This is a genomic window from Agrobacterium sp. LAD9 (assembly GCF_003031125.1).
In the GTDB taxonomy this organism is placed as follows: Bacteria; Pseudomonadota; Alphaproteobacteria; order Rhizobiales; family Rhizobiaceae; genus Agrobacterium; species Agrobacterium radiobacter.
In genome coordinates this window covers 129315-145166 of sequence record NZ_PHGS01000010.1, presented here as the reverse complement: position 1 = coordinate 145166, position 15852 = coordinate 129315, and the positions used below count along the sequence as shown (strand labels likewise).

Genomic DNA, 15852 nt, shown 5'->3' with positions numbered 1-15852 from the left:
TCACCGCAATTCGGAATGTGGAATACGGCGCAGCACATCCTCATAGGCAACGAGGTCAAGGAACGCAGTCACCTCAGTCGCCCTTTCTCCGTCCATGCGGAGTATCCACACATAAGTGTTGGAATAGGGCTTGCCGTCACGAGCGACGGCTTCGCCTTCCCAATTGACGATGACGTGATCGCCATCGGCCCAGATACGCGTTGAGACTGGCCGGATGGGCTTGGTCAGGCGCGTCGCGAGGGGACGAACAGCTCGCTCAATCAAGTCGTCTTGACCGCGGTAAGTTCCAGCATTCGGCCCTGTGCCCTCTATTGTCCAGACAACATCTTGCGCCAGAACCTCATTGAAGAAGTCGGACCCGCCGGCGGCCCAGCGATCGAAGGCGGCTCCAATGATCGCCCTGTTGCGGTCGCGTGGCGCCTCCTGCAAGGGCGTTTCCTGTCCATGCGCGATGGACATCGGCAGCACCACAGCGCAAGCCAGAAGAGTTTTCAAGAAAGTCCAGCGCGAGCGACTGGCGAAATCTATGCTCAGCATGACATTATCTCCTGTCTACTACCTTGTTCGTGCCGAAGATGAGTTGCTGGCCCATCGGGCGGCCGATGAAGCGCTCTGGGAAGATCGGCGGCAAGGCGCTGGACCGGTTCAGCAAGTCGATCTGTTTGTCGCTAAACATGATTTCCAGCGCACCGAAATTGTCTTCCACCTGTCCAAGGGTGCGTGCTCCCACGATAGGCGAGGTTACGGCCGGGTTGAGCAGCGTCCAGGCAAGCGCGACCTGCGAACGCGACGCGCCAAGCTCTTCCGCTACCGTCCCCACCACGTCAGCAATCTCAAGTGAGCGCTCGTTGAGGTGGCCGGTCGAGGCGATCACACCTTTTCGTGTCGGCGCGACATTGGCGTCGTTTTCGTCAGACAGGTCGGCGCGGCTGTACTTTCCCGTCAGGATGCCGCCGCCTAGAGGCGACCAAGGCAGCACGCCAAGCCCCAACTCGTGTGCCATCGGCATGAGTTCAAACTCCACCGTTCGCTCCACGAGGCTATACTCGATCTGGAGCGCCACGAACGGTGACCAACCGCGCAGATCGGCCAGCGTCTGCATCTGCGCCACGCGCCAGGCCGGCGTATTGCAGATGCCAACGTAAAGAACCTTGCCGGCGCTAACGAGATCATCCAGTGCGCGCATGACCTCTTCGGGTGTTGTCGTAAAGTCCCAGGCATGCAGATAGAGAAGATCGATACGGTCGGTGTCGAGTTGACGAAGGCTGGTTTCCACTGACCGCATGAGGTTGAGACGATGGTTGCCGCCCGAATTGATGTTTTGTGCGTCGCGCGCCATCGTGAACTTGGTTGAGAGAACCACGCGCTCACGCTTGTCCTTGACGAAGCCGCCGAGAATCCTCTCGGACGCACCATCGGTGTAATTGACCGAGGTATCGATGAAATTCCCGCCACGGTCGACGTAAGCGTCAAAAATGCGGCGAGCCTCGCCTTCATCGGCGCCCCAGCCCCACTCCGACCCGAAGGTCATCGTGCCGAGAGATAGGGGTGATACGCGCAGGCCGGAGCGGCCGAGCAGACGATATTGGTCTAGCGAAATGGTCTTTGGCATGAAAGCTGTCTCCGATCGAGGCTAACGTGTCGCTGTTTCTTGCCGTCCCATATGAACGGATACGCTACGTCGGAGGTAGAATGTTTGTCCGGGTTTCTTGTACGATCATCCGAATGATACCGATCCCCGTCATCTAAGAGCCTACGCTTTTGTATCGTTGCAAACGGGCCGTGCTGGGCGCGAGATCCTTCATCTGTGACCGTCAGGCTATCTGATGCGTCGGTCGATTTGCCAATCGTGGGATCGGTCATCGAAGCGATTGTGGAGAGGTCTTATCTTTGCCTTCAGCTCGATCTCGACGCGGCCGCGCAATCCGCTGCCCCCAAAAGTCCCAACACCAAGGGAATGCCGGTAGGGATTGCGCTCAACCGCGTTACACCTCCACTGCTCGATACTTCGATTCGGCTTGCCAGACTTCTGGAAACACCAGATGACATTGAGGAGCTTGCACCTTTGACAACTCGGGAAATCCTTTATCGCCTTCTGACGGGGGGGCAGCGGAACTACGCCCCACCAAATGGCGCAGGCTGACAGCGTCTCAGCCAGATTGCCCGCGCCATCCTTTGGATCGGGACGCATTTCCGGGAGGCTTATCCGATTGAGCAGGCCGCCGCCCTAGCGGGTATGAGCCGCATTCACGGCTCCATAATCACCCGGCCAAGCGGTTTCGCATTTTCTGCAAAATCATGAGCGGCTGCCGCTTCCGAGAGCGGAAACGTCTTTTCGATCATCACACGGATTTCGCGACGATCGAGTATTTGAAGCATCTCATCTACCGTCGCACGAACCTGAGGTCTCTCTAATAGCGGGCCCATGAAAACTCCGAGCAAAGTCTGATTTGACTGCATGGCTGGCCACAGATCGATGGTCAGGCTTCCGCCCCCAGCGTTTCCCACAAACACAAGACGTCCTTCTGGTGCCAGGAGAGTCAGAGAAGCGGACAAGGTGACACCGACAGGATCAATCACGAGATCGACTCCTTTGCCTCCCGTGTTCTGTCTGACAGCCTCGACAACGTTCCCCATCGACCGATCGACAACGTGATCAGCCCCAAGGGAGGATATCCTTTGCAGCCGGCTTTCTCCACTTGAGACGGCGATGACGGTTGCGCCGGCTTGAGCCGCGAGCTGAACTGCGGCGAGGCCAACTCCACCCGCCGCTGCCTGTACAAGAACCGTCTGGTTGCGCAGAAGGCCACCTCTGGCAAAAAGACAATGGTGGGCAGTACCAAACGATATCGGCAAAGCGGCAGCCGACGCTGCATCCACGCCGGATGGCAAAAGCCACGTTCGGATCGCTGGCACGGCCCAGAGTTCGGCGTGCGAACCCTGCATGTCAAAGGCAGTAACCCTGTCTCCGACTTTGCGGTCCCTCACGTTCGCACCGGCCCCCACGACGCGCCCAGATGCTGCATAGCCGACTATCCACGGGCGGCCAGGAGGCGGCGTGGATCGACGATTGATCAAGTCTCCTCCTTCAATCGAAATGGCTTCCACTGCGATGAGGACATCATCCGGACCCACAATCGGGTCGGCGACGTCCCTGTACGTCAAAACATCCGGAGGTCCTGCTTGATCGTAAACGGCTGCCTTCATGCCTTCTTTTCCTTTTTAATTATCGCTGGGCCTGTGCGGCGGCAAATCGCGCCCTCGTTCACAACTCACCTGTTTAGAGGCACGATCCATCCCTTGCAGGCTGTCGACAAAACTTGATGTCGAAGAAGCATAGACGTCCATCCGCATATTGATAAGATACTGCGCCTCAAGAAGCTCTATAGATAGGATCGATAAATGGACCGGTATATCCTCCGCGATTTAGCAGTCTTCGAAGTGGTTGCGCGACACCAGAGCTTCACCGATGCGGCATCCGAACTTGGTGTGAAGCAGTCCACTTTGAGCTACACGATTAGCCAACTCGAACGGAAAATCGGGGTTGCTCTGCTTGCAAGAACCACGAGAAGCGTGGCTCCAACCGGCTCAGGGTTACGCCTATTGGAGATACTCGGTCCGGCACTGCGCGATCTCCGGGAAGAGCTCCTGCGTTTACAGGAAGCAAGGGAGACGATCGCAGGCGTCGTTCGGCTGACGATGATCCCGGTCGCCTTTGAAAGCATCGTTCGGCCAATGCTGCCAAGCTTTTGTCAGCGCTACCCCGATGTCGTGTTCGAAATCTCTACGAGTGAGAGACTGGATGACATCGTCACAGAAGGGTTTGACGGTGGGATCCGTTTCGGTACGCTCATCGATAAAGATATGGTGGCGCTTCCCTTGACGGCGTCTACCCCTATCGTGATTGCTGGCTCTGCATCTTACTTTGAGAACTACCCAATTCCCTTGGCTCCGGAACATCTGGCTGGTCACCGATGCATATTATATCGCTATCTGAGCTCGTCACGGCTATTCCGGTGGCCGCTGGCAAAGGGTAGTCAGAAGTTTGAATACAAGGGAGACCCAGCGTTGATCCTCGACGACGGAGCGGCGATCCGATCAGCCGTAATGGACGGGCTCGGTATTGGCTTTCTGCTTCGCTCGCAAGTGGCCTCCGATCTTGAAGCCGGCAATCTCCGGGAGGTTCTCACAGATTGGCTAACGGACCTTCCAGGTTTCAGCCTTTATTATCCGAGCCGACGCAGAACTTCGCCAGCGTTTCGCGCACTCATCGAGCATTTCAAAAAGGAGGGAATGACTTAGAATCCTATTGTCATTGCCTGAACGCAATGAAAACCGGTACCGCAGTTGTGCAATCTTGAAGTCGATTTAAACGAAGGCACGCACGTGTGGTTGAGCAGCATACGTGGATTTGACGTCATCGTTTTCTCAGCCGATTGAAGCGTCCGTTCGCGTAAGGGTCAGTCCGTACACGGTTACGTGAACTTCAATGAGGTGCCTCATGTGATTAACGTCAGTCGCTGCGTATCGAAGGCCTCGTAGACCATAGGTGAGCGTCGTCGCAAAGTCTGCACGTGACACCGGCAATTCCCAAGAAGCCGTTCCTTTTTCCAATATTCGAACGAGAAACTGCTGAAACCGTTCGTAAACTTGACGAACGGCCGGAAATTGGAAATCGAATAGATCGGCAGCGTCGGGATATGCGGTAGCGAGTTCCACTCCATGCAGACCCCAAATAGTACAGGCGTGTAGCAGCTTCTGATCAATAGCCGCGATCTGATCGACCTCATTCTGGATCAGGTCCAGGGATCTGGCGTCCATCATCTCGATCACACGGGTGAAGATTGCCTCTTTGTCTGGAAATATTAAATAGAGCGCCGGACGGGAAATGGCAGCCGCTTTTGCGATGTCGCCCATCGTCGTGCGCGCGAATCCGTACCGGACGAACACATCTTCCGCAGCGGTCAGGACCCGTTCTTCTTTATTTGAAAACTTCTCCATTCCCCTAACTTGACAAAAAGACGAAAAGTGTCAATCTCTGACATATCAACATAAAGTGTCAGAAAGTCAAAAAATGGAACTTGAAGCTCTCTCTCCTGAAACACTTGCCGACGCTGCTAAGCGGTTAGGCGGTGGGCCGGTTGTCATGATCAACTTCCTCCGCTTCAGAGACCGTCCGCTATATTCCGACGGGTTCGAACATGTGAAGACAACGTCTCGATCCGCATACTATGAGGGTTATGCCTCGGCCTTCCAGCAGATCGCGACGGCGCTCAATATTTCAACGGAGCTTATCTACGCTGGCTCCCAATTGATGACATTGCTTCCAAAAGAGAGCGAGGTATGGGACGACATCGTCATCGTCCGCTACGACAGCTTCGCGGACCTGTGCTCAATAATCGACACACCGGAATACGCGTTGCAAGCTGAACCTCATCGCGAAGCTTCCGTCGCGGGCTGGCGGTTCGTCGCGACCAGGTCAGTGATGTAAGTCCCGACGAAAATCGCAAGCTTCCCGGTATACTCGCCGAATTTGCATCAGGTGCATGCTCGGTAGAGACGTGCGGTAAGCGTTTGGAGCAATGGTTTCGAAGATGCGGGGCCACCTTCCGTAGCTTACCGAGCCGTTGATTGAACTGGTGTGCCAGTGAGCAAGCCCTCTCCAACGTGTTGCTGATCGATATTGGGTACCGGCTGGAAACGCTTGCGCGTTTGTCTCGCAGATCTACGAGGACCGGCTAAACCTGCCCGATGGCATCACATCGGCCCTGAACCCGCACATAATAAGGTTTTCCAAAATTGGAATTCGGTCCGTCATTCTTTTGCGTTTTCTTCTCGAGGAAACGACCTCATTTTACCAACATCAAACAACAAATGGCTAAGAAGGAGACACGCCATGAGTAGAGAGCAGAAAGAGAGAATCGCCAAAGCATTTCTGGACGCACTGGGGCGCTGCGACACTGAAACCATGTCGAACCTCAGCACGGACGATATGACGTGGTGGATCATGCCAGGCAATAAGTTTTCCGGCACGCATGCGAAGCGCCCTTACCTCGAGAACTTACCCCGACTTCTGGATGACGCCGCGGGCCCTCTGAAGATGGAGTACCACGAGGTCACCGGGGAAGAAGACAGGCTCGCGGTCGTCGCGAAGGGTGATCTGCCGATGAAGGACGGCCGGCACTATCGAAACAACTACCATTTTCTTCTTCACTTCCGCGACGGCAAGATCGCGAGCGGTCGGGAATTTACCGACTCGCTGCACATCAACGAAATCTTCGGGGCGCCGGGCCAATAGATTCAGCCTGGCACCTGAGGCGTTTGCTGGGGCTCTCCATGAGCATTCGTCTCACCACTTAGCGAGGCCCCGGACCATCAATCTACCATCAGCAAGCGACAGCGAACCGAGATCTTCGGCTCGTACGCAAGCTTGCGTCTTCAGGAGCGACTGACATGAAATACAAGACACTTGGAAACACCGGACTTCTTGTCTCACAACTTTGCCTCGGAACCATGACGTTCAGCGACGGCACGGGCATCTACGAGCATATCGGCGATGTCGGCCAGACCGGGGCGGACGAATTGGTCAAAGCCAGCATCGACGCCGGGATCAACTTCTTCGACACCGCCGACGTCTATTCAGCCGGTGCGAGCGAGCGAACGCTCGGACAATCGTTCAAGAACCTCGGTATTGCCCGAAACGAGATCGTGTTGGCAACGAAGGTCTATAGTCGGATGGGTTCAGGCCGAAACGACGTCGGCGCATCGCGCGGACATATCATGGACGCTGTTGAAGCCAGTTTGAAGCGCCTGCAGACCGATCACATTGATTTGTACCAAATCCACGCAACCGACACCCTCACTCCTGTCGAGGAAACTCTGCGTGCGCTTGATGATCTGGTTCGACAGGGCAAGGTACGTTACGTCGGCGTATCCAACTGGCAGGCGTGGCGCATTGCGACGGCTCTTGGCGTTTCTGCCCGCCTCGGGCTGGAACGATTCAATACACTCCAGGCATATTACTCGATTGCGGGTCGAGACCTTGAACGGGAACTCAAGCCATTGCTCGATGCAGAAAAGATGGGCTTGCTTGTCTGGAGCCCGCTTGCTGGCGGGCTGCTATCTGGGAGATTCAGCCGCGCAAATCAGTCTCCGGAAGGCTCGCGCCGCTCCTCTTTTGATTTCCCGATTGTCGACAAGGAGCGGGCCTGGAACGTCATCGACGTCCTGAAGCCCATAGCAGAGGCGCACGGTTGCAGCCCGGCACGAATAGCGCTGGCCTGGCTCCTCGCCAAGCCGATCGTGACATCGGTCATTGTCGGAGCAAAACGGCTTAGCCAGCTCGAAGATAATATGGCCGCGGTCGGCATCGTGCTGAGTGACGACGAAGTTGCGCGGCTGGATGCTGTAAGCGAGCTGCCGCCCGAGTATCCAGGTTGGATGCTCGCGACGCAGGGCGCTGACCGGTTGGGGCCTGTGGATCTGTGGTCAGGCAAGACCTCTCAGACCTCTTGATTCTGTCGATCCAAACGAGAGACGCCGAATAGGCGTCTCTTGCACCAAGACAGACATACGCGGTTACGCCTCTTTTGCATAAGCGCTGGCGAAAATTACGCATGACGCCAAGCATGAAACCAATGGGCCAACGAGCCTCAAGGAAAGAAACATGAGCAATCGATTGCAAGGTAAAATCGCTGTCATCACCGGCGCTTCCAAAGGACTTGGCGCGGCAATTGCGCGAAGTTTCGCCGCAGAGGGTGCATCAGTCGTAGTAAACTACTCGTCAAGCAAGTCTGCGGCCGAAGCAGTTGTTGAGGAGATCATCGACGCTGGTGGCACAGCCATCGCCGTGAAGGCCGACATGAGTGAGCCCGCGGAAGTTGAAGAGCTGTTTGCGGCAACAAACGCAGCTTTCGGCCGCCTTGACATCCTGGTCAACAACGCCGGTGTCTATGACTTCCAGCCGCTGGAAAACCTGTCTATCGATCTGTTCCGCAAGCATATGGAGCTTAATGTCTTTGGCTACCTGCTCGCGGTCAAAGAAGCTGTGAAATACATGGCGGAGGGCGGCAGCATTGTGAACATGTCCTCGACGGTAACGATTTTCGGCCCAGAAAACGCATCGGTCTATACGGCAAGCAAAGGTGCAATCGACGGTTTGACGCGCGCGTTGTCAAACGAGCTCGCCCCCCGCAAGATTCGTGTCAACGCAATCAAGCCCGGCGTGGTCGACACTGACGGCGTGCAGGCCGGAGGCTTTCTCCACTCTGACTTCGGCCCCATGATCACGGCGCAGACGCCGCTCAAGCGTCTCGGCGTTCCTGAGGACATTATACCTGCAGCGATTTTCCTCGCATCGGACGAATCGAGCTGGACGACTGGCGAATTTTTCATCCTCGCCGGTGGCCATCGCTAATCACCCCTTAATGCGCAACTAATCCTGCAAGGAGATACCAGATGACAACTTATACCGAGATGACACCCACACAGGTCGTCCAGCATTATCTCGAGACGTTCTTCAAGAAGGATGTCGAAAAGACCCTTCAATGCCTGACTGAGGATGTTGTATGGAAGGTTCAAGGGGCCAGTGATGTGCCCACCATCGGCCTCAGGCACGGACGGGATCAGGTGCGCGATTGGATGGCGCTATTTCCTGTCAATTTCGAGCCGCTCGATTTTCAAGTGGAGCGTACCTTTGAAAGCGGCGACAAGGTCGTGATCATCGGCAATTTCAAGCATCGCATTCGTGGCACAGGCAAAGATTTTGTTAGCGACTTCGCGGCAATCTGCTCGGTGAGAGATGGCAAAGTGAGCGCCTACAACTTTATTGAGGATTCATACGCGCTCTGGAGAGCATTTCAGCCGTCTTAGCAGGCAATTAATGTGGTCCACGCGGAAGAGAAAAGCGACCCTCTTCCGCGCCGGGACTGGAAGTACGCAAAGAGGTCACACTGAACTCCATCGCCAAGTCGTCCTCTCGCGTCAGGTTTCATGTGATCGCGGTTGCCCACGGCGGAGCAAGCGAGCGTGTACCGGGACACAGCCGGAAGTCAGGTCACTCGCGATTGGACACTTTTTCCCATTAGCGGTTCACTGCGACGAAACATTGACGATGGCCACTTGGGCAGATGTCGGAAAGTCATAAGCGTCTGGTTTTGCTGGCAGGATTTTCAAAAGCACAATCTTTCCGGAGATCATCTGGAAGTTCAGCTTGTAATATCGAAGGTCGCTGCCGGACGGTGATACGACCGTAACGCGGCAACCTTCGAACAATGGCTCAGATCTAAGCACGACAACCGGCGAACGCAAAAAGGAAAGCGTGTCGTTCAGCCTCTCGCGGGGAGACGCGTTGGTGTCTCCTCGACCTTTACCGTCAACGATCAGAGCGCCGGGGGCGAGAAGCTGTGGAAGCGCGTCAATTTGACGGTTGTTTAGTAGCAGAAAGAATTCCCGAATTGTTTCCGGAAGTTCGGTTCGGTTTGCGGTTTGGGAACCACTTGACAGTGGCATGAGCCGGGAAACCTGCTGGCTCACTTGCAAATCTGTCGGCTGCATTGGCGTTTCCTTTCTATTTGACGATCTTGCAGGTACTCATCGTTAATCGGCCGTGCCCCCTGTCCGTGGACAAACGGTCTTTGCGTTCGAGCTGGCAGAAAAAAAGATGTGCCGGGAATGCGATTTAGCGGTAGACGGATATTCCGTTATCCTTGCCGAATTGTCTGAAGCTGCAACTTTCGTGTTCTGGTCGATCCAGGGGGAAAACGGTGACGAGATTGGTGCTTCTATCGGGAAATGGAGGATTTCTGGGTGGGAGACCCCTGACTCCTTTAATGTCCGATATGCTTGCTTGATCGTCCAAATATCGCTTGCTCAGACTTTCCGTTGGTAAGAAGGCATGGCATAAAAGCATTATGAAAAGTGAACACGCCATCGAAGCCACCATTGCTCGCCATGCACCTCACGACGGTACGTTTGAAACGCAGCTGCCGGGGTTGAAGCTCATTCGCTGTTCCGAGACGACATTGCCGATGCCTGTCGTCTACGAGCCGACACTTTGCCTCGTCGCACAGGGGCGAAAGCAGGCGGTTCTCGGGCAGACAAGCTTTGTCTATGATCCCTCCAGCTATCTGGTCGCCTCCGTTGATCTTCCGGTCATGGGATCGGTAATCGAAGCATCGAAAGACAAACCGTATCTTTCGATGCAACTCGACCTTGACACCGTGGAGTTGGCGGATCTGGCAATTCGCTATCCTTCAGAACAGCACGCGCCAATCAACGGCCCTATCGGCCTGTTACTTAACAAGGTGGATGAGGGTATCATTGATGCCGCTTCGCGTCTCCTTGCGCTGCTGGACACGCCTCGAGATATCGACGCCCTTTCACCGCTGGCGAAGCGTGAGATATTATATCGTCTCATTACCGGTGTTGGAGGAGCGGCGGTGCGACAGATCGTGCAAGCTGGCGCGCATGTCAATCAGATCGCACGGTCTATTGTGTGGATCAGGAAGCACTTTCGCGAGACCTGTTCGGTGGAAGCTGGCGCCGAAGTGGCCGGGATGAGCCGCTCTACGTTTCACGCGCATTTCAAAGCGGTCACCAATATGAGTCCACTAGAATTCCGAACACAGCTTAGGCTTCAGGAGGCTCGTCGTCTGATGCTTAGTGAAGGTCTGGACGCAGCAACCGCAGGTTTCCAGGTCGGCTATGCGAGTCCGTCCCAGTTTTCGAGAGAATATGGCAGGGTTTTCGGCATGTCGCCCGCCAAGCATGCGAATGCTTTGCGCCAATCGCCCAAGCAGTGGATTGAACCCTTGGCACCAGTGAGTTGATGTGTTTCCTCCGCTATCTTTGAACCTCGGTCAGTAAAGTCGGCGCGGTGGCAGCCACGCATTGAAGATATTGCTCGAAACCAACGCTGCGGCGTGTTTGTCACCGTCAAGTACGTACCAACCGTCCCCAACAGTGAAATGATTTGACGGCCGGCGAGGTAGGATGGATGAGGACGTTAGACGAAAAGCCCAGCGCTCGACAGCCGGTTCACCGACTGACCAGCCGCGCCTTTCGTGACGCCAAGATCTGCTGCCATTGGCGTGAGCACTGCCGTGGATAGCAATTCGCTGCTGATCATGGCAGACTGTCTAAGGTCCGTGCTTGAAACAGAAGGGACGACACGGCGATTGACTGCTTTGCCTCGTGCAGCCACCAGACTGTTGATTGCCACTGAGAACTGACCCCAGGCTTCGCGAAGATTGTGAGGCACTTATTCGGGAGGACTATGCCCGTTGTAATCCTGGCGACTCGCTGGAGTGGTTAAAACATCGAGCGCGCTTTTCGAAACTGGACCAGGGCATCCTTTATGAATGGATAGGTATCGCATCGAAACGAGTTCGACAGCAGGAATAGAGGCCAACTGCCCTTGTTATTCGCGCAAAGCAGAAGTCATTTTAGCGGCATCCTATCCGTCTGAAAATTACAAGTCTCCGTGGACTCAGGCCCCCGCAACCAGAATTTACGAATAGTTTCAACAAGAAAGCCCTCCCGTCGCGGAGGGCTTTCTTGCGTTTGGAGCCTAGCACAGAGCTAGCACAACGGACCCCACCGGTTTGACGGGTGCTTGATGGCGTGATTCCCTGTTCTTACATCAAAGACGAAAACAGGTTGGAGAGCGGGTATGGCGAGCCACGAAATCCTCGGAGGAAAGGTCAATGTTTACCGGCGCGGCGGGCTCACGTGGCACTGCTCGGCGTCCGTAAAAGGCCGCCAGTACCGTGCCAGCACCAAGGAAACCGGATTGGAGCAGGCGAAAGCGTTTGCGGAAGATTGGTATCTTGGGCTTCGCGGCAAGCTAGCTGTGGGCATCCTTAAGACCGAAACCACCTTCGCGGAAGCCGCCAAGAAGTTCGAGCAGGAATACGCCATCATACAGAAGGTGAGCGTAGCCAGAAATGGGTCGAGGGCCACAGTATCCGCCTGCGGCTCCACCTGATCCCCTTCTTCGCCAAGATGGGCCTTTCCGAGATCAACGCCGGGACGGTCCAGGACTACCGCGTCCACCGGATGACGACTTCCAAGACCGGCAAACAGCCATCGCGCAGCGCTCTCCATGATGAAGTTGGCACCTTGCGGCAGGTGTTGAAGACGGCCATTCGTCACAAGTGGCTCAGCCATCTGCCCGACCTGTCGCCGCCCTACAAGACACAAGGCAAGATCAGTCACAGGCCGTGGTCAGCCCGGCTGAGTACAAGCAGCTATACGAGGCGACCCGCCAGAACGCCAAGGAGCCGAAGAACAAGCACTTCCGTTGGGAAGCCGAACAGTTGCACGACTTCGTGCTGTTCATGGGCAATACCGGTCTGCGGCCTGACGAGGCCAAGCAGCTCCAGCACCGTGACGTGACCATTGTTGTGGACCCGGACAGCCGCGAGCGCATCCTTGAAATCGAAGTGCGCGGCAAGCGCGGCATCGGCTGGCGCAAGTCCATGCCGGGCGCGGTGAAGCCCTATGTCCCCGCGATCGGGGCGGCCTGTCGGCGCGTCCTTGATGAGCCTTACCCGACATTTGATGACATCATGGATCGGAGGCCTGATCCGCATTTTGAGCGGGATGAATCCTATGGGCGGCTAGTCCCACGGTCAAATTGATGAACGTCCTCGCCTCTGCGATCAATGCCTCGGCTTCGTTGGACGTGCTGAACATCGCCTGAAGAACTATGGCGTTTCGGGTCGCATTGATCTTCTCGGCGGACTTGATCAGGGCCTTCGCCGTGGGGCTCGCCTTCGGGGTCGCGAAGTAGATCGGGACAAAGAAGGCGCTCGACCTTCAAAGGCAGCCCGTTCGCCCAGCGAAGGAACTGGTCTACGATCGCGGCGGATGGCTCGTCCCGTCCGTGTAGTCCCGAAAGTTTGGTCCATTGCGAACAGAGCTTTTCGAGGTCGGTTCTCTCATTATACGGCTTCCTTGAAGGTCTTCGATGCGCGTCAACGTTCGCCTTTGTCATGCCTTCCCCCTGAAGCCAGGCAAAATACTCGGCAAAACCCGGACGATATTTTCAGCGAAGTGGTGACGACTTGCAAGCTGGCAATAACTATTCATCGTGCTTCCACAATGCCTGCTTGAAATCCAGCGTCCGGCTTTCGCTGCGTTGGAATGTTACCAATGCCTCGATGTCGCCGAGGGTGATCTGATCGAGAGGGCGGTCAACCATATTGCTGCGTCGCAGGAACAGGCTGACAGGTCATCGTGCTAACAACCATACAATTTTCATACAGTCTGCAATAGAAACATTTACACAATAGTACACGTTGTGGTAACGGAGCGCAAATTGTCTCCATAGTAAAAGATTCGATGTACTTAGAATATTCGTACTATTTAATTAATACTATTAGAAAGTTTTTCGGTTCTCGCAGTATTGAGCCGGATATTTTATTTGGATCAGCGCATTTCGGGCAACGGTGGATCAAGGCGGTTGCCGTCTGCCTTGTGTGCATCGCAGCGAGCGATAGCGGAGTTGCAGCACAGGGCGTGGAGGGCGGGACGCCGCAGCCCGCGGTTCGCGAACAGAGGTTTGATGCATGGACGGTGCGGTGCATCGAGCCGGCGTCAACGCCAGCCGTTTCCACAAAGGGTGCCAGGTGCGAGGCAACGCAATCGGTTGTCGTCGAGCAGGATGGTCGCGAGGTCGAAGTCCTGAAGCTGGCGGTTACCGCCACGGATGACAAGGCTGGCAAGGCTGAATGGGCACTTGTCGCCCTCTTCCCGCTCGATGTCCTGTTGAATGCGGATTTCGGCCTCAGCGTGGGTAAGGGGAAACCGCGCCTCTATCGTTTCCGCAACTGCAGCCATCTCGGCTGCTTCGGCCTTGCGCCGATCGACCGGAACTTGCTCGGGGGGTTCAATGACGCGCCGGAGGCGGCGATGTTCTTTCGTCTGCTGAATGGCCAAGCCGTCAAACTGGTCTTCTCGCTGAAAGGCTTCCGGCAGGCCGTCAGCGCGCTGAAATCCGGGCCGGCGTCGTTGAGCCCATCGCCGGCGGCTAAAGGGCGGGCGAAACCGTGACCAGATCGCCGCGCCTCCCGCCTTTTCCTGTTGTAGCTCGACATGCGATCGCCGTCACCGCTGCGGTGATCCTGACGGGCGGCCAGGCAGTGGCGCAGGATCCGGTTGGAGCTGCGGTCAAGCAGGCTGATGGAATCTCTAGGCGATTCTCTGAAGATGTCAGGCAGTTTGAGGAAAAGACCAGTCGCACCGTCCGTCAGGCGCCGGGCGGCATTGCGGCTGGTCCGGAACTGGTCGGCGGCGACGGCGAGAGCGGACAATGCGTTGCGGTCAATCGGATCGCTGTATCCGGCGTGACGCTCCTGCCGCAATTGGACCTGCAAAAAACAGTTTCTGAATGGCAGGGCCGCTGCCTGCGCTTGTCCGATCTCAACGCCGTCCTGCAGAAGATCACATTTCTCTATATCAATCGCGGTTACGTCGCATCGCGCGCCTATCTTCCCGAACAGGATCTGTCCACGGGCACGCTTACCGTCAACGTCATCGAAGGCCGGCTTCAGGACATCATCGTCAAGCAGGGCAGGGCGGCAGGGGGACAATTACTGACCGCCTTTCCCGGATTGAAGGGAAGGCCGCTGAACCTGCGCGCGGTGGAGCAGGGGCTGGACCAGATCAACCGTCTGCGCTCCGTCAAGGCAACCATCAGCCTGGAGGCGGGCGCCGAGCAGGGCGATTCCGTTCTGGGCGTGACACTGCAACGGCAAAAGCCGTGGGCGCTGAGCATCGGGGCGGACAATTCCGGCACGCCGTCGACGGGCATCTATCAATCCCGCGCGGATCTCGGTGTCGACAATGTGCTCGGCCTGAATGACCAGTGGTCGGTGAACTATCAGCGGTCGATGGCGCGTCATCCGCTTTTCATGTCCGAAGACCCGCCGACCAGCAATCTGGTCGCCTTGGCGGCCTCCATTCCCTACGGCGCATGGCTGTTCGGCGTCGATAGTTCCTGGAGCAGCTACCGCTCGTCGGTGCGAGGCCAGATATCCGATATCGATACCTCAGGCAGTTCGGAATCGGTCTCCCCTTACGCGTCGGTGATATTGTCGCGCGACCAGATCTCGAAGACCTGGCTGAGCGGGCGATTGACGCGGAAATCGACCGAGAATTTTTTGCTGGGCAGCCGCCTCGACAGCGCCAGCCGCACGCTTGCGGTGGCGTCGATGGAGATCGGGCATTCCCGGCAGCTTCTGGGCGGCGAGGCAAGCGTCAGCATCGAATATCGGCGCGGCCTCAATATTCTCGGCGCGGTCGATGATGCAACGGCGGCGGTGGGGTCGCCGAAGGCGCAATATGACATGCTTGCCTATTCACTCGGCTATGTGCGCAGTCAGGATATCGATGCGTTCACCGGAATCTTCCGGACGTCGCTGTCGGGCCAGTGGACGGATGATCCGCTGTTTGCCTCGGAGCAAATGGCATTTGGCGGCAATTCGACCGTTCGGGGCGTAAGGGATGCGCTGCTGTCGTCCAGCACCGGCGTTCTGTGGCGTAACGAACTTTCCATGCTCCTGCCGCCGCCGGAAGAGGACGGGCTTGCCCAGGCGTTCGGCCGGTTGGAGCCGTATATGGCTGTGGATGTCGGGCACGCCCGGGCGAATGCCGAGGACGGCAGCATCGGCGGCACCATGACGGGTGGGACGGTCGGCCTCAGAAACCGCGGCGGCCAACTAAATTTCGATATTTTCTACAGCCGTGTCCTTTCGATTTCGGGGGCGCGTCGACCGGATGACGGTCTCGTTCAGGCGCGGCTGACAATTCAGTTTTAAGAGTAAGCGGCTGCAAGCCGGTATGGAGTAA

17 protein-coding genes are annotated in these 15852 nt (G+C 56.4%); 12 read left to right on the top strand and 5 right to left on the bottom strand.

Going from position 1 to position 15852, the window contains the following annotated elements:
- Positions 1–537: a nuclear transport factor 2 family protein gene (locus DA915_RS12885; protein ID WP_107676012.1), complete on the bottom strand. Its 537-nt coding sequence runs from the start codon at positions 535–537 to the stop codon at positions 1–3.
- 4 nt (positions 538–541) lie between these two features.
- Positions 542–1612, bottom strand: a complete 1071-nt coding sequence (locus DA915_RS12880; RefSeq protein WP_107676011.1) for an aldo/keto reductase — start codon at positions 1610–1612, stop codon at positions 542–544.
- A 195-nt stretch (positions 1613–1807) separates the two neighbouring features.
- On the opposite strand from DA915_RS12880, the gene DA915_RS12875 reads away from it, so the two are divergent.
- Complete coding sequence (locus DA915_RS12875) at positions 1808–2143, top strand: AraC family transcriptional regulator (RefSeq protein ID WP_192886483.1); 336 nt, start codon at positions 1808–1810, stop codon at positions 2141–2143.
- Between the two features lie 104 nt (positions 2144–2247).
- Here the strand turns inward: DA915_RS12875 and DA915_RS12870 are convergent, their stop codons facing one another.
- On the bottom strand, positions 2248–3207 hold the full coding sequence (locus tag DA915_RS12870) for a zinc-binding alcohol dehydrogenase family protein (RefSeq protein ID WP_107676010.1): 960 nt from the start codon (positions 3205–3207) through the stop codon (positions 2248–2250).
- A 195-nt stretch (positions 3208–3402) separates the two neighbouring features.
- Between DA915_RS12870 and DA915_RS12865 the strand changes: the two genes are divergently transcribed.
- Positions 3403–4302: a LysR family transcriptional regulator gene (locus DA915_RS12865; protein ID WP_107676009.1), complete on the top strand. Its 900-nt coding sequence runs from the start codon at positions 3403–3405 to the stop codon at positions 4300–4302.
- A gap of 126 nt (positions 4303–4428) precedes the next feature.
- Here DA915_RS12865 and DA915_RS12860 read toward each other — a convergent pair whose 3' ends face one another.
- Complete coding sequence (locus tag DA915_RS12860) at positions 4429–5001, bottom strand: TetR/AcrR family transcriptional regulator (RefSeq protein WP_107676008.1); 573 nt, start codon at positions 4999–5001, stop codon at positions 4429–4431.
- Positions 5002–5074: 73 nt separating this feature from the next.
- Between DA915_RS12860 and DA915_RS12855 the strand changes: the two genes are divergently transcribed.
- The 5 genes from DA915_RS12855 to DA915_RS12835 all read left to right on the top strand — a co-directional run bounded on the left by DA915_RS12855 (position 5075) and on the right by DA915_RS12835 (position 8871).
- A complete protein-coding gene (locus DA915_RS12855) occupies positions 5075–5491 on the top strand; it encodes a hypothetical protein (protein WP_243017208.1) in 417 nt (138 codons plus the stop codon).
- A 405-nt stretch (positions 5492–5896) separates the two neighbouring features.
- Complete coding sequence (locus DA915_RS12850; protein ID WP_010974244.1) at positions 5897–6298, top strand: nuclear transport factor 2 family protein; 402 nt, start codon at positions 5897–5899, stop codon at positions 6296–6298.
- 155 nt (positions 6299–6453) lie between these two features.
- Entirely contained in the window at positions 6454–7515 is a 1062-nt protein-coding gene (locus DA915_RS12845; protein ID WP_107676006.1) for an aldo/keto reductase, read from the top strand.
- Positions 7516–7666: 151 nt separating this feature from the next.
- On the top strand, positions 7667–8416 hold the full coding sequence (locus tag DA915_RS12840) for an SDR family NAD(P)-dependent oxidoreductase (RefSeq protein ID WP_107676005.1): 750 nt from the start codon (positions 7667–7669) through the stop codon (positions 8414–8416).
- A 41-nt stretch (positions 8417–8457) separates the two neighbouring features.
- Positions 8458–8871: a nuclear transport factor 2 family protein gene (locus tag DA915_RS12835; RefSeq protein WP_107676004.1), complete on the top strand. Its 414-nt coding sequence runs from the start codon at positions 8458–8460 to the stop codon at positions 8869–8871.
- A 219-nt stretch (positions 8872–9090) separates the two neighbouring features.
- On the opposite strand, the gene DA915_RS12830 is transcribed toward DA915_RS12835, so the two are convergent.
- The gene (locus DA915_RS12830; protein ID WP_010974248.1) at positions 9091–9555 is read right to left on the bottom strand and encodes a hypothetical protein; all 465 of its coding nucleotides are present in this window, start codon (positions 9553–9555) and stop codon (positions 9091–9093) included.
- A 356-nt stretch (positions 9556–9911) separates the two neighbouring features.
- On the opposite strand from DA915_RS12830, the gene DA915_RS12820 reads away from it, so the two are divergent.
- The 5 genes from DA915_RS12820 (at position 9912) to DA915_RS12790 (ending at position 15821) form a co-directional block, all read left to right on the top strand.
- Positions 9912–10829 (top strand): AraC family transcriptional regulator, encoded by a 918-nt coding sequence (locus DA915_RS12820; RefSeq protein ID WP_107676002.1) that lies wholly within the window; start codon positions 9912–9914, stop codon positions 10827–10829.
- 842 nt (positions 10830–11671) lie between these two features.
- The gene (locus DA915_RS29175) at positions 11672–11986 is read left to right on the top strand and encodes a hypothetical protein (RefSeq protein ID WP_244600703.1); all 315 of its coding nucleotides are present in this window, start codon (positions 11672–11674) and stop codon (positions 11984–11986) included.
- A gap of 235 nt (positions 11987–12221) precedes the next feature.
- A complete protein-coding gene (locus tag DA915_RS29170; RefSeq protein ID WP_244600702.1) occupies positions 12222–12641 on the top strand; it encodes a hypothetical protein in 420 nt (139 codons plus the stop codon).
- Positions 12642–13344: 703 nt separating this feature from the next.
- Positions 13345–14055: an invasion associated locus B family protein gene (locus tag DA915_RS12795; RefSeq protein WP_107676001.1), complete on the top strand. Its 711-nt coding sequence runs from the start codon at positions 13345–13347 to the stop codon at positions 14053–14055.
- Positions 14052–15821 carry a ShlB/FhaC/HecB family hemolysin secretion/activation protein gene (locus DA915_RS12790; RefSeq protein ID WP_107676000.1) on the top strand — a complete coding sequence of 590 codons (1770 nt, stop codon included), beginning with the start codon at positions 14052–14054 and terminating at the stop codon, positions 15819–15821. The genes DA915_RS12795 and DA915_RS12790 overlap by 4 nt, the downstream gene beginning before the upstream one ends.
- The last annotated feature ends 31 nt before the right edge of the window (positions 15822–15852 follow it).

Coding starts and splice junctions, on each gene's coding strand:
- DA915_RS12885 (WP_107676012.1), bottom strand. CDS start 537: ATGCTGAGCATAGATTTCGCCAGTCGCTCGCGCTGGACTTTCTTGAAA.
- DA915_RS12880 (WP_107676011.1), bottom strand. CDS start 1,612: ATGCCAAAGACCATTTCGCTAGACCAATATCGTCTGCTCGGCCGCTCC.
- DA915_RS12870 (WP_107676010.1), bottom strand. CDS start 3,207: ATGAAGGCAGCCGTTTACGATCAAGCAGGACCTCCGGATGTTTTGACG.
- DA915_RS12865 (WP_107676009.1), top strand. CDS start 3,403: ATGGACCGGTATATCCTCCGCGATTTAGCAGTCTTCGAAGTGGTTGCG.
- DA915_RS12860 (WP_107676008.1), bottom strand. CDS start 5,001: ATGGAGAAGTTTTCAAATAAAGAAGAACGGGTCCTGACCGCTGCGGAA.
- DA915_RS12855 (WP_243017208.1), top strand. CDS start 5,075: ATGGAACTTGAAGCTCTCTCTCCTGAAACACTTGCCGACGCTGCTAAG.
- DA915_RS12850 (WP_010974244.1), top strand. CDS start 5,897: ATGAGTAGAGAGCAGAAAGAGAGAATCGCCAAAGCATTTCTGGACGCA.
- DA915_RS12845 (WP_107676006.1), top strand. CDS start 6,454: ATGAAATACAAGACACTTGGAAACACCGGACTTCTTGTCTCACAACTT.
- DA915_RS12840 (WP_107676005.1), top strand. CDS start 7,667: ATGAGCAATCGATTGCAAGGTAAAATCGCTGTCATCACCGGCGCTTCC.
- DA915_RS12835 (WP_107676004.1), top strand. CDS start 8,458: ATGACAACTTATACCGAGATGACACCCACACAGGTCGTCCAGCATTAT.
- DA915_RS12830 (WP_010974248.1), bottom strand. CDS start 9,555: ATGCAGCCGACAGATTTGCAAGTGAGCCAGCAGGTTTCCCGGCTCATG.
- DA915_RS12820 (WP_107676002.1), top strand. CDS start 9,912: ATGAAAAGTGAACACGCCATCGAAGCCACCATTGCTCGCCATGCACCT.
- DA915_RS29175 (WP_244600703.1), top strand. CDS start 11,672: ATGGCGAGCCACGAAATCCTCGGAGGAAAGGTCAATGTTTACCGGCGC.
- DA915_RS12795 (WP_107676001.1), top strand. CDS start 13,345: ATGTACTTAGAATATTCGTACTATTTAATTAATACTATTAGAAAGTTT.